Annotated in this window: 10 protein-coding genes; all 10 read left to right on the forward strand. The window is 53.3% G+C overall.

Annotated features, from left to right (window positions below; all coding sequences use genetic code 11):
- Positions 1–462 precede the first annotated feature (462 nt).
- The 10 genes from OCV69_RS15835 to OCV69_RS15885 all read left to right on the forward strand — a co-directional run bounded on the left by OCV69_RS15835 (position 463) and on the right by OCV69_RS15885 (position 12,712).
- The gene (locus tag OCV69_RS15835) at positions 463–1,005 is read left to right on the forward strand and encodes a hypothetical protein (protein ID WP_158360253.1); all 543 of its coding nucleotides are present in this window, start codon (positions 463–465) and stop codon (positions 1,003–1,005) included.
- A gap of 404 nt (positions 1,006–1,409) precedes the next feature.
- Positions 1,410–1,805 carry a hypothetical protein gene (locus OCV69_RS15845; RefSeq protein ID WP_262563229.1) on the forward strand — a complete coding sequence of 132 codons (396 nt, stop codon included), beginning with the start codon at positions 1,410–1,412 and terminating at the stop codon, positions 1,803–1,805.
- Between the two features lie 50 nt (positions 1,806–1,855).
- Positions 1,856–2,194 carry a DUF6547 family protein gene (locus OCV69_RS15850; RefSeq protein ID WP_262563230.1) on the forward strand — a complete coding sequence of 113 codons (339 nt, stop codon included), beginning with the start codon at positions 1,856–1,858 and terminating at the stop codon, positions 2,192–2,194.
- Positions 2,195–2,222: 28 nt separating this feature from the next.
- Positions 2,223–8,417 (forward strand): immunity protein Imm33 domain-containing protein, encoded by a 6,195-nt coding sequence (locus OCV69_RS15855; protein WP_158360254.1) that lies wholly within the window; start codon positions 2,223–2,225, stop codon positions 8,415–8,417.
- 16 nt (positions 8,418–8,433) lie between these two features.
- Entirely contained in the window at positions 8,434–8,712 is a 279-nt protein-coding gene (locus OCV69_RS15860) for an Imm32 family immunity protein (RefSeq protein ID WP_158360255.1), read from the forward strand.
- A 73-nt stretch (positions 8,713–8,785) separates the two neighbouring features.
- Positions 8,786–9,091 carry an SF0329 family protein gene (locus OCV69_RS15865; protein ID WP_470207089.1) on the forward strand — a complete coding sequence of 102 codons (306 nt, stop codon included), beginning with the start codon at positions 8,786–8,788 and terminating at the stop codon, positions 9,089–9,091.
- An 18-nt stretch (positions 9,092–9,109) separates the two neighbouring features.
- A complete protein-coding gene (locus OCV69_RS15870) occupies positions 9,110–9,469 on the forward strand; it encodes a hypothetical protein (protein WP_158360256.1) in 360 nt (119 codons plus the stop codon).
- A 20-nt stretch (positions 9,470–9,489) separates the two neighbouring features.
- Positions 9,490–10,269, forward strand: coding sequence for a hypothetical protein (locus OCV69_RS15875; RefSeq protein WP_158360257.1), 780 nt, complete (start codon positions 9,490–9,492; stop codon positions 10,267–10,269).
- 26 nt (positions 10,270–10,295) lie between these two features.
- Positions 10,296–11,171, forward strand: coding sequence for a spondin (locus OCV69_RS15880; protein WP_158360258.1), 876 nt, complete (start codon positions 10,296–10,298; stop codon positions 11,169–11,171).
- A complete protein-coding gene (locus OCV69_RS15885; RefSeq protein WP_158360259.1) occupies positions 11,168–12,712 on the forward strand; it encodes a M56 family metallopeptidase in 1,545 nt (514 codons plus the stop codon). Before OCV69_RS15880 ends, OCV69_RS15885 begins: the two co-directional genes overlap by 4 nt.
- Positions 12,713–13,067 lie beyond the last annotated feature (355 nt).

Below are 13,067 nucleotides of genomic sequence, written 5' to 3' on the forward strand. Positions count from 1 at the left end.
CGTACACCATACGAAGCCCGGATGGCAGCGTAACTGATTCATGATATTTTTTAGCCACAAGTGTTACAAAAATGCTTGACCACAACAATCCTGTGCCGCATACGGTGACCGAACCCTCGCGTAATGAGCATGCACCCAGTCAGCCATTCTTGCTGGGGCTAACGGCTGGGGATGAAACTTCTGTGTCAGCGGAATGTGCCGTATGAGCCAGGCTGAATGCTTTCAAAGCAGTCGCGGACAAAGCCGGCTGAAAGGAGGAACAGCAGTGCCTTTGGACATCAGACTCTGCCTGATATCATACCACAGGATCTACCTATATAGAAATGTAACTGTCAACTGTATAGATGGGAATCGGGATGAGGGGAGTACCTCGTAGAAATCCTTACCATTTATACCAAAAAAAAAGAATAAGTCTGTAAGCTGTTTTCTTGCTTACAAACTTATTATACGAGGAGAAATATTATGATGACTGAGAAATATCCCACCTGGCTCATCGGCCATGTGAAAGAATGGGCGGAGAAGCGTCTGCCCACTGTGACATTGTGTTCCGCCGCCGGCAATGAACTGCTGGAAGTCTGGTATTACGGAAATCTGCTCACGGTGAAGGGAGAGCCCCAATCCTATATTGCAGATGGCGACGAGGCCCCCGGACTGGTGGCTGGCCGCGACCCGGAGAGCGGCGAGGAGTTCGTCATCTTTGACGGCGGTCGGCACGGCTATGACAATCTGTTCTGCGATGAACAGGATCCAGCCGAACTGGAGCACCGTCCCCTCAAGAGGTATGAGATTCCTGCCTCCAAGCTGGTGCTGGAGCTGGGTTACAGTATCGACTATGAGGACGAAAAAGAGGATTTCGAACCAGATGAGGCGGATACCGTGGAGCTGATCACCGGCGAGCGTATGCCCTGGGAGCAGGTCAAGCGGGACGGCATTGATTATATCGCCCTTTACTATGTGAATGAGAAAGGGAAACAAGTCCAGATTTTGGACGCGGAGCTGGCATGAGTATGGGAATTCAATCCTTTGACAATTTGCACGATAACAGAGTCCTGCGCTACTGCACTGACTTTGAAGCCCATAGAGATCAGCTTCCCGTGCTGCTGACAGAGGCGGTTCACTTTGCAGAAAAGGAACCACGGACTGGAGAAATCATGAGGTGAGCATGATGCAAGTGAGCAAATTGGAGAAATATATGAACGAATATGACCACGGCCCCGCCTTTCCAGTCGGAGGATTGGGTGACGGGAGTATCGTATTTCTTGACTTGGAGAGCGGCAGAGTCCGGGGGTATAATTGTGACTATGCCGATTTTGGAGGAGATCGCAGAGAGCTTTTCCAGCCTGCTCCTGAGCCTTGTGGAACCGGCATTGGAACTGGGAAAACTGTGCAGAGAATCGTGAGGTAAGCGTATGGCAAAGGACATCAGGGAGTGCCTGTTGGAGCAGGCAGAAAAATTTCATCAGTGGCAGGAAATCACTTATCCCGGAAAAACCACCGAGGAGATTGGCGGCATGTGGGAGGTTGATTACCCTGCATGGAATGATATATTTGATGCCTTTTGCCATGTGTTGACCCAAATGGATGCAGAAATGGCAGACAGCGTCCTGTTGGATGAGATGGTCTATTTGATTGCCAGGGACAACGAAGCGGAGGGATTTATACAGGAAACCACTTCCCATCTCAAATGGTTTGAGTGGGCCCATTTCTCGGTTTCCTGCCCTGTTCGCCCCACTGTAAGCCGGAAGTGCAGGAGGACAATGAACGAAACGGAGATTATGACTTTTATCGGCCTATCATCCGGGTGAAGATGGGAGTTTAATCTGGAAATAAATCACTTGGGAATGGAGGGTTTAACATGAGTAAGGAACTGGAACTATATAAAGCATTTATTGACGGTCTTGTGGAGCGGAAAGACAGCATAACGGCCCGGTGGGTCAAGGGGAATGGTTTCCCCAAGACGGAGGACAATAAGGCGAAAAATGAACTTCTCGCCACACTGACCCCGGAGCAGAAAAGCATAATAGCCGAGATGCTTCAGGACGAACATATTGCGGGTATCCATACTACCCTTGCTTATATCAATAAAATGATGGACTTGGATGGTTTGGAGCTTCATCAGGACGGTGAATCCTATCCCAACGACTATTTTGAGAGCCTGCACTATGAACTTCATCAGCCGTTGCGACGGAGATGAGTGGCCGGAACAATAGGAGGTGTGACAGATGTATATCGACAAATACTGGGGCAACTTTATTGGAGGCTCGGATGACAGCCTGAACCTTGTGGCATTTTTGGAAGACCTGAAGAAAGAAGAAATCCCCCTCAGCGAGATTTTCACCAAGATCGGGCTGGATAAGCAGAACTGGGACTTCCGCCAGACCGTGGAGTATCTGGAGTTCACCCACTCTAATGGCGTGGAGATGGACTTCCACTTTGCCATTGATGTGGTCACCGATCTGGCCGCCATCCTGCTGGAGTGCAGTGTCAGCGGCGGTGTGAATCTCCACGATCTGGACGAGTACAACACACCCGCCCGCCGTATCCGCATCACCGCCACGCCAGAGGAACACGAGGCCATGGACAAGGCCCTGGCGGACTTTGTCCAAAATCCCCTGTCCTATGACATCAGTGAGATGATGGGCGAGGATGAAATTACGGATATGGCCTATCAGGTGGAGATGCTGCGGAAAGATCTGTACGAAGCCTCCGGCCGTAACCGGAACTACCATGTAAAGGCGGAAGATGTGAAACATCTGCTTCCAGACTGGGAAGGTGCCGATGGCTGTATCGCCACCAACCGCATCACGGTGGAGGGCTGCAAGGTTGGCTATTGCTATCGGGAGGAGCCGGACGGCGGCTGGGACAGCGGCTGGCGCTTCACCGCTGGTGACGAGAGCGAGGCGTACATGGACGACCCCAACAATGCCGGGATCTACAAGCTGAACACAATCTGCAACGACGATCCCGACATCATTCCTCTGCTGAACACCCCCGCCCCCTGCGCCTTTGAGCGGGATGAGAACGGCGTGTTCCAGCAGATCAAAGACTGGAAACCGGATGAGGACGAGGAGGAGACTGATATGGACATTTTGAAGCAATGCCAGAAGTGGAATGAAAAGAGCGAGTACCAGAAGATCATCGACGCGCTGGAGGCCATCCCCGCCGAGGAGCGCACCCCGGAGATGGACAGCGAGCTGGCCCGGGCCTACAACAATCTGGGGGCACCTTCCAACCGTGGGCTGCTCAAAAAGGCCATCGCTGTCTTGAAACCCCATGAGGAATACTTTGAGGGAGACCACTGCTGGAACTTCCGCATGGGTTACTCTTACTTTTATCTGGATCAAGAGGGCCAGGCTCTGCGATACTTTGAAAAGGCATTGGAGGCCCGCCCTGGTGACGAGGACACCATGGAACTGATCGACTGGTGCAGGAAGGGCATTTCCCTGCCGCAGTTCTCGCAGTGCTTCCGGGAGCGGACAGAGAACTGGTGGGAAACCTTTGCCGAAATGGAAGCAGAATTGCGCCAGATGATGGACGAGGACAAGGATCACACCCGTGGTGCGGAGATCGTGGCCCAAATGGAGGAAACCCTGAATCTGGTCTTTGATGAGATCTCCTTTGAACTGGGCGTGGGAGGCGAAAAGCATGAGCTGATCCTCACCCCAGAGGGCGACAAGGTCAAGCTGTTTGAGCTGGTCTATTTCCAGAAACACGCCCCCAAAGAGGTACTGGAGCACTGGAATATCCTGGTGGGCCGTCAGCCCCTCCAAAACATCGGCCTGCGCACCGAGGATGGCTGGGATATCTCTGGGGAGGATGTGCAGATCTGGCTGGAGGAGCAGGGCGAAAACAGCTTCGCCATCTCCGCCTGCTGCGAAAAGCTGCTGCCTATGCTCCGGGAGGCGGAAGGCCGGGCCTGGTGGATGCTCACCACCCTCACCGATCAGGTGCTGGGTGAGATCCCCCACATGAGATACATAGACAGCTTTGATGTGCTGGAAAAGCCCAAGGCAGAGCCGTCCATTTTTATGTCCCAGCTTCCCGACGCTCTGAAGGAGCGGGGCCTGGAACTCTCCACCGATCCGGAAGCCTATCTGGAGAGCTACCTTGGCTACAAAATGGAACCCAATGAAGATCCCGACGCCGATTGGCGGCTGGATGTGATGGCCGGTTCCACTTGCTGTGTGCCGCTCATCAACGGCTATCTGAATGCCGACAATGACTTCATGGACGAGCTCCATGCCGACGGCGCGGTGGCGGGCTTCTTCTGCTATCCCCTGGATACCCTGCGGGAGGAGGAAGGCAGTCAGAAGATCTTCGACTTCCGGGATAAGCTGGAAGAAGTGTTTGCCACTGAGGAAGGATTGGAAGTGCTTACTCTTACCGGCGGGGCAACCGGCCTCTACTGCGGTTATGTGGACTTCATCGCCTGGGATATCCGGGAGGCGCTGAACATGGCAAAAGAGTTCTTTGAAGGCACGGACATCCCATGGGCCATCTTCCACACCTTCCGCCGCGAAGCAGGTTCTGTGCCCTTAAAGCAACAAGATGATGGGCCAGAAACCGGGAATCAGGATGACGAGTTGGACGAGACGCTGACGGGTATGGACTATATCCCTTACACCCCGCAGAACGAAGAAGAATTCTTCCAGCAGCTGGAGCAGTGGAACGACGAGGACGAGTACACCCGCTGTATCCAGACACTCAATGCCATCCCGGAGGAATGGCGGAACTACCGCACCGCCTACGCCCTGGCCCGGGCGCTGGAAAACTACGCCATCATCGGGGACCATGACGAGGGCACTTTGAAATCCAAGGGAGACAAAGCCCTTCTGAGGGCCATCGAGGTGCTGGAGTCCGTCCGGGAGGAAGGCCAGGACAAGCCAGAGTGGAATATGCGGATGGCCTACGGCTATCAGTATCTCTATGGGAAGGAGGAAAAGGCCATTCCCTACGCTAAACGGTGGGCGGAACTGGACCCGGAGGACGAAAATGCCCCGGCGGTGATCCGGGAGTGTAAGGCGGAGATCCGGAAACGCCAGCACAGCCGGAAGAAGAAGGCCAAATTCGTGCCCGGTGATACTCCATTTGAGGGCTTCGACCTCACCAGCTTCTGGGATGATAATTGGTATGCACTGAAAGAATATGTCAGTGATCCGCCTTCCGATGAGCTGATCGCCAGTGTGGAGGAGGAACTGGGCTATAAGCTGCCTGCCGCCTATATCTGGCTGATGAAGCAGCACAACGGCGGCATTCCGGTGAATACCTGCTATCCCTGCGATGAGCCTACCTGTTGGGCAGAGGACCATGTGGCCATCACCGGCATTTTCAGCATCGGACGGGAAAAGAGCTATTCCCTCTGCGGGGAATTGGGCAGCCAGTTTATGATCGATGAGTGGGAGTATCCTGCCATCGGCGTGGCCATCTGCGACTGCCCCAGCGCTGGACATGATATGATCTTCCTGGACTACCGGGCCTGCGGCTCCCAGGGAGAGCCTGCGGTGGTCCATGTGGATCAGGAAAATGACTATAAAATCACCCACTTGGCAGACAGCTTTGAGGAGTTCATCCGCGGACTGGAGCATGAATCCCTCTATGATCTGGATGAAGATGTAGAGGATCTTGAGGATGACGCCGACGAGGAGGAAACTGACTGTAAGGGCTCCTTTGCCGGGTCTGTGCTCCTCTCCGAAGCAGAGTGGGACAAGGAGCAGTTGATCCGGGATCTGCGGGAAGAATGGGGCATCGCAGATGAGGAGCCGGATGAGGGCGACGAAGAGGATGCGAACAGCGATGACGCTGTGGTGATGCGGGTCGGCAATATGATGCTGATCGTGACACTTTTCCACGGTCACATCCCGGACAATGAAGCGGAGATCAACGCCGAAAACAACTACATGTGGCCAGAGGCCGTAGAGGCGACCAAAGCGCACAAGGCCCATATCATGGTGGCTGTGCTGGGCGAGGAGGAGAACTTGCTGGAACGGGGTAAGCTGTTTACCAAGGCGATGGCAGTGTGCTGCAAGCAGAAATACGCCACCGGCGTCTACACCAGCGGTGTGGTATTTGAGCCTCGTTTCTATGAGGGCCTTGCCGATATGATGAAAGAGGACGAACTGCCCATCTTCAACTGGATCTGGTTCGGCCTGTACCGGAGCGAGGGTGGCTTGAACGGCTACACCTACGGCATGGATGTGTTCGGCAAGGAGGAGATGGAGGTGCTGAACGCCGACGCCGAGCCGGAGGAACTGCGGGACTTTTTGGCCAGCCTTGCCTCCTATGTGCTGGCGTGTGATGTGACGCTGCAAGACGGCGAGACCATCGGCTTTGCGGCAGACGATAAGCACGCCATTACCCGCAGCCCCGGTGTCTCTCTGCCGGAGGAGCAGATGACCCTGAAGATCGGTTACGCGCCTATAAAGGGAGATCCGGAGGATGACAGCTGCGGCCACTCAGACAATGAGGACACGCAGGATGAGGAAGAATTCAGTAATCCCGAAGTCTATACCGAGGAGGAGATGGAGGCCGTCGAGGGGCACATCCAGCAGTATTTCGGCGAGATCGAGAATGTGTTCCACGAGCTGATTTCTCCCGACATCCATGTGGACATCTGTATTGTGCCGCCCACTGAGGAACGGGACTACTACATCCTGGTGACCATGGGCATGGGCGTCCACCGGATGAATGTGCCGGAGGATCTGGCGGAGTACAAGCTGGAGCGGGCGGAGTTGGCTATCGCCCTGCCTGCGGGCTGGAAGCTGGATCAGGAGTCCATGAAAGATGAAAAGTGGTACTGGCCCATCCGCCTGCTGAAAGTACTGGCCCGCCTGCCCATTGCCAGTGATACCTGGCTGGGCTTCGGCCATACCATGGACAATGAGGATGACTTTGCAAAAGATACAAAGCTGTGCGCCGCCATTCTGACCGGTCCCCAGGACACTGAAGATGGCAGCGAGGTCTGCATCCTGCCGGGCGGCGAGGAGGTCAACTTCTATCATGTGATCCCCCTCTACCGGGATGAATTAGAATATAAGATGGCCCATGACGCGGATGCCTTGCTGGACAAAATGGACGGCATCAGCTTTGTGATGAAGCCGGATCGCCAGGATGCCATCACCAGAGGCAACCTTTCTAACGATGATTTTGACGGCGAGATGGACGATGCCTCCTATCACCTTGAGAGCATTGAGGCGAAGGAACTGCCGATTGACCCCATCAATGCCTACAACCACATGGCCATCTACCTGCGCTGGTGCATGGAGCACGACCTGATGGGCGAGGACTTCCTGAAAGAATACAGCGAAGTGGCCAAACAGGTCAAAGCCGACCCTGCCAGCGTGGATCTGCGGGAGTTTATCCGGGATGAGCTGAACGGCTGTCTGTTCTCTGTGCTGTTCAATCAGCAAGGCCGTGCCTTTGCAGGCTATTATTACGGAGAGGGCGACAGTCCTTACTATCCTGCCGATGTTGACGACAACGCCCTCCGCTTCTTCGGCCCAGAGCGGTATCACTCCGATGAGTTCCAAGATGAAGCCTACCTGTTCATCCCCTTTGACGATGACTACTATGAGGCCATGGCTCAAGTGATTGAGGAACGCTTCGCCAACTGGCAGGGACAGGACTTCGACGAGGACACGCTGGAGCCCTCCGGGGTGGCTCAGGCCATCATGGAATATCTGGACTGCGAGTGCACCTATTTCCCCTCCATGGCAGATGATGACCCCATCATGTCGGCATACAGCTATGCCAAACGGGAAAGCGTTAGAGAGGGCTTTGTTCCGGTTCTTATCCAGGCGGATGATGAAACGCTGTTGGAGTGTCTGGTGATGAATGCTGACCCGGAGAATGATGCGGACTTCTACGAATTTGACCTCAAAACGGTAACGGAGTATCGGAAGAAGATGCTCTCCGCTCCCGTCAAGGACGGAAAAGCTCTTTTGGATGAGTTGACCGGCCAGCGTAGAGCGGAGGCCGAGGAAGATGATCTGGATTGGGATGAGGAAGTCCTGGGCGAGATGGAGAGCGGCTATGACAATGACCGCTTCTCCTGCTACTGGGACTCGGACAGTCACATGACATATCCGCTCATTCTGGCTAAAATTCCGGTAAAGAACCCCTGGGAGATATTCGCCTATCTGCCCTTTGGAAATTGGAATGAGTGCCCCGACACACCGGACCTGATGGCAGCGGCGAAATACTGGTTCGAGCAGCATGGTGCCATCCCTGCCGCCATGAGCAACGATGAGCTGGAGTTTCTGCTCCCGGCTCCCGTTCCCAAGGAGAAGGCTATGGAAGCTGCCACAGAGCAGTACGGCTTCTGCCCGGACATCGTGGATCAGGAGCAGGATGATCCCACCGTGGGCAATCTGGCGGATGTGCTGCGGCAGTCCACCGTCTGGTATTTCTGGTGGGATTGATGTTGGGGGCCTGGCAATGCAAACGAAAACACTGACCATTCAACTGAATAATGAACAACTGCCCATTCTTCCAGTGGAGCCGGAAGCCTACCTCTCATTTACCACTCATGCCGATGGAAATGAATTGGAGTTAACAGGAAACCGGGCGGGGCTGCTCCTATTGGCGAAAGCCGCGCTGGGTATGGCAGAAACCATTCGTGAGGATGGATTTCACATCCATCTGGACGACCTGTATAGCATCAACTCCGAGGAAAAAAGTATCCTGATCCGAAAGGAGGAACGGTCAAAACCATGATGGAAAAAACCTTCCTCAACCCCGCCACAAACAAGGAGTGGCGGATTGAAATTGATGGCCATACCATCTGAACCTGCTTGAATGGCGGGAAGGTCAAGGCGCAAAAGAGGCCATCAACCAGGCTCATGCCTATGCGCTGGAGCAGGGCACCTTTGATCAAAAGGTGTTCTATGAGGCGTTTGGTATTTTTGACAACCAGAGCATTGAGAAAAGCCTCGTCAGTGAGATCCCCCTTGTCCGCATCCTTGCCCTTCTGGACCGCAGGCTGGGAAAGCGCCGCCTGCTGGCTTTGGAGGAATCCATAGAGCAAGAACTGGACTGGGTGCGGGCCTTCTATGTGATCCGGATGCAGGCCGAAGAGCTGATGGAAAAAGAATAACATTCAGGAGGAATTGCCATGTCACAGATCGCATCCTTTTATCTTCTTAAAGACGGTCGGCGGCAGGACTTGTCCGATGGCAACTGCTCCGGCGCGGTCTATATGGCCATCTGGGACTGGTGTGAGAGCAATCTGGATCTGGATGTCCGTTTTCCTGCTCCCCAGATGGAGGACACCCTGGACTGCGCTCTGCTGGAGGGAGAGCTGGCGTCTAAACTGCTGGCAGCTCTGCGGGAGCAGGACCTTCCGGAGCTGGCCGCTGAAATTGCTCCAGACTGGGATCTGCCCACTGAGGCGGTGCAAGGCGGACTTGAAACGCTGCGCTCCCATCTGGAACTGGTGCAGGGCGACGCTGCCCTGCTGTATGAAATGATATAGACAAAAAAGGAGAAAAACTTATGGGACTTGATATTTACGCCGGAACATTGACCCGGTACTATTCTCACAACTGGAAAACCGTTGTTCAGCAGTGGGCAGAGGAAAACGGATATACCTTCAACCGGATCGCCCCAGATGGGGAATTTGCCGACGATGAAGAGGAGCTGTCCCCAGCGGAGGTTCAGGCGGCGGTGGAGAATTGGCGGGATCAGATCCTGTCCGCCATTTCTCAGCCGGGCCAGCCCCCCTGCGCTCCCTGGCTTGAGGATAATGAGAAACCGTATTACACCGACAAGCCAGATTGGGATGCCTTCGGCGCTATGTTGCTGGTAGCCGCCTGCCGTACATACGAGGAACCGGTGCCGCCTACTGTGGAGAAGGACTGGGACTTCTGGGAGCATCCCCTGATTGCCCGCCTTGCATCGGACGAGGAGCGGGTGTGGTCCCTGTTTCGGGGTGCAACCTGGTGGCTTCCCCTCACCGACAGCTTTCTGTTCCAAGGCCCTCTGCCTACCGATGATCAGACGATGATCGCCACCTTGGGAGGTCTGCGGAAGGAGCTGGAAAAACTGAACCAGCTGGCGTGGCAGGCCGATGAGGATACCATCCTTGATTGGGCGGATACGGAGGGATACCCGGTAGACGGAACCATAGACGCAGATGGGCAGTACAGCAAGGCGGACATCCCGGAACACACCCAGTATGACACTCAGTCCCTGGCCAAGTTTGCCTTCTCCATGTTCTGGCGGGCCATGCGGTTTGCCGAGGAACAGCAGGTGCCCATCCTGCTTGATTATTAAATAGGATTCGTCAGGAGGTGGAGACCATGGAACAAAAACGCCCTGCGGACATCTTTGCGGAGGTCCTGGACTACCTGTGGAACGGGCTGGGCCTGGAGGAAAAGGGCTGGAAGCGGCTGAAAAAGGGCGACTTCAAAAAGAGAACAAAAAACGGACTGACCTACCGGATCTGGTTTGAGCGGAGCCGCTGCAACTACTTGGACTATGAAATCGGCCATGGAAATGTGGAGGTGGGCTTCAGCTGTATCATTAAGCAGGGAGATGACTGCCTCTATTCTTTCAGAATAGAACCGACAACAGGCGGTTCGTTCTTTCGGATGCTGACAGGGGCTCTGCGGCTGGACACCGGGCTGCTGGATACCTTCCTTCCCCTGATTAAAGCCCACTACCTTGACTTTATCGCTCGCTTTGAGGCAGACCCGGCAGGGGCGCTCCAGTCGGTCTGCGCCCCCTTTACCCAGCCGGAAGATTACAGCTGGCGCATTCATGTGGATGAGCAGATGGTGGAACAGTATGGAACGGCGGAGCAGCTGGCGGAATACCGTCGTCAGGCGGAATTGCGCGGAACGCCGGAGTACAAGGCAAAGAACTGGATGGGCTCGATGGTGTTCCGCCTCTCCCACGCCAATGATGTGGATCACGCCTGGGCCTCAAGCCGCACCAGAGAGGAGCTGGATCAGATAATAGAACCCTTTGTGCAGGCCAAGAGGCAGACAGGACAGTGGACGCAGGAGAATGAGGCGGGCTATCAGATCTACCGGCAGGAAACAGATCCGGAGAAGCGCACTTTTCGGGTCTGGCATCTCATCGCCAATCCCCGTGGCCTGCCAAAAGAGTTTGTGCAGAAAGAGCTGGAGTTCCGGTGGAAGCTGCTCGCTAACAGAGAGGAGGAAAGAAAATGAACGGTATTATTATTCTGGTTTGTGGTCTGCTGCTCCGGCCTGTTCGAAAGAAAGTCCCTGAATGGGTCAGTGCTTTTCTCCTGGGCGTTGCCGTTATCTGGCTGATCTGTCCCTGTTTCTTTGCGCGTGCATTAAGCCTTATTCCAGATGCCGGTGCAGGTATTTCCATTGGTTCCTATGGATATTTCTGGATCTTCGGCATGATTGCATTGGCGTTATACACAGCTGTCAGCTATTGGCACCTGCACCGCAAAGCTGATACAGCTGTTCTCTATAAGGACAATGTTTTTCAGAGTGAAAATGTAAGCTCTCCGTTTGTCCTGGGCATTATCAAACCAAGGATCTATCTGCCTTTAAAAAGGAGTGGCCGGGATCTGAAACATGTTATTGCCCATGAGCAGGCGCGTATTTTCCGTAAAGAGCATTGGTGGAATGGGGAAGCTGGGAAAAAAGATCGTATAAAGTCTGTGATGAACCATAAGAAGCCTGTTTTCTGGATTATCATTCTGGCAGTCATTGTCTGCGTCATCACCGCATATTGTTTTTTTACCGACCCGGTATCGAAGAATACGGTTGTTATGGGCGCAGACTACAAGATAGAAAAAGTTCTTTATGCAGTAACGGTCGGTGATGAGATTTCGACCGGACCGCCCTTACAATATTGTGTAACTGCAGATTATCACCTTTACTCTCAGCAGACTGAGAGCGACGGCTGGAATTATCTTGGCGCTCTTACACCGTATGGGTTGACGAACGATGAATTGAACCAATATATGCCAGTGGATGATATGCGAAAAGATTTAAAAGTCCGTCAGATCACCGATGCATATCGTTTGAAAGTAGAAAACGATAACTTCTACCTCGTATTTCAGACTAAAGACGGAAAAACCTATCTTGCCTATGGATGGGAAGATGCGGAAGAGCGTGGTCAGGCTGAGTTGGATGATACAAGATTGCGCCGTCTCTATCTGCTGAAGAGCCGTTTCCAGCCTGGCTGTGTAAACATAGATTTTTTCCAACGCTCTCTTGAAAATACGGTCAGGAATAAGGTGCATTGTTTTGCCAGCTTTGAAAGTGATAAGATTCCTGGTTATCATATAGAAGGATTTAAGTCGGGAAATAGCAATGACCATTCGGAAATGACAGATTTGGGATTTGCCGTATTCCAGACGAATGGAGAAGGTTACCGCTTAATGGATTGTAATGTATATGAAAATGCAGCTCTTGTGGAGAACGGGATCTTTTCCTGCCCGGATCCTGCCGTTGCTGATATAAATGGTGAGATACGGAAGGATAACACATTCGACGTTCTTCTGATTCTCAATGAAGATGCTGATAAGGTTGAGCGTGTTTACCGCCAGGATGGTAAAGAAGACCGGGTGGAAGCCGATACCTGCATTAACGCACCATATATGTCCTTGTGGCCGCGGGAATATCCTGGGGCGGCTGCTTCAGTTTTTCAGTATGTGTATGATAAAGACGGAGAGACGCTGTCCAGTGGTTGTGTTATCCCTCGGAACCCAGCTGACCGGGAAGAGTGACCAAGGGATTCAGCCGATGCTTTAACCTGATAGTTCGATTGCATTGAAGCGTTTGCGTTTATCGCCGTTTTGTGATATTTTCATTTGTATCAGCGGCTTCGACCACGGTCCGGGTAAATGTCCGTCATCAGAGAATCATATATACAAAGAAAAAGCCAGTCTGGTGCTTTACGAGGGATGGATGGACAGAATATAATGAAAAAGCAAGACTTACGGGAGGGAATATCCCATGAAAGAATTTACGGTTTTGATATGCTCAATGACAATACATCTCCTCCTAATATATAAGTGTAGGATTTCAGTACCCAACAGCCAGTTGGGTCTTAATCCACTCATTGTTTAAGCTGTATAATGA

Origin of the sequence: Alitiscatomonas aceti (assembly GCF_025567195.1) — a bacterium.
Taxonomy (GTDB): domain Bacteria; phylum Bacillota; class Clostridia; order Lachnospirales; family Lachnospiraceae; genus Alitiscatomonas; species Alitiscatomonas aceti.

Excerpts from the sequence above, each read along its gene's own strand:
- OCV69_RS15850 (WP_262563230.1), top strand. The coding sequence starts at position 1,856 with ATGAGTAAGGAACTGGAACTATATAAAGCATTTATTGACGGTCTTGTG.
- OCV69_RS15835 (WP_158360253.1), top strand. The coding sequence starts at position 463 with ATGATGACTGAGAAATATCCCACCTGGCTCATCGGCCATGTGAAAGAA.
- OCV69_RS15845 (WP_262563229.1), top strand. The coding sequence starts at position 1,410 with ATGGCAAAGGACATCAGGGAGTGCCTGTTGGAGCAGGCAGAAAAATTT.
- OCV69_RS15880 (WP_158360258.1), top strand. The coding sequence starts at position 10,296 with ATGGAACAAAAACGCCCTGCGGACATCTTTGCGGAGGTCCTGGACTAC.
- OCV69_RS15870 (WP_158360256.1), top strand. The coding sequence starts at position 9,110 with ATGTCACAGATCGCATCCTTTTATCTTCTTAAAGACGGTCGGCGGCAG.
- OCV69_RS15855 (WP_158360254.1), top strand. The coding sequence starts at position 2,223 with ATGTATATCGACAAATACTGGGGCAACTTTATTGGAGGCTCGGATGAC.
- OCV69_RS15860 (WP_158360255.1), top strand. The coding sequence starts at position 8,434 with ATGCAAACGAAAACACTGACCATTCAACTGAATAATGAACAACTGCCC.
- OCV69_RS15885 (WP_158360259.1), top strand. The coding sequence starts at position 11,168 with ATGAACGGTATTATTATTCTGGTTTGTGGTCTGCTGCTCCGGCCTGTT.
- OCV69_RS15875 (WP_158360257.1), top strand. The coding sequence starts at position 9,490 with ATGGGACTTGATATTTACGCCGGAACATTGACCCGGTACTATTCTCAC.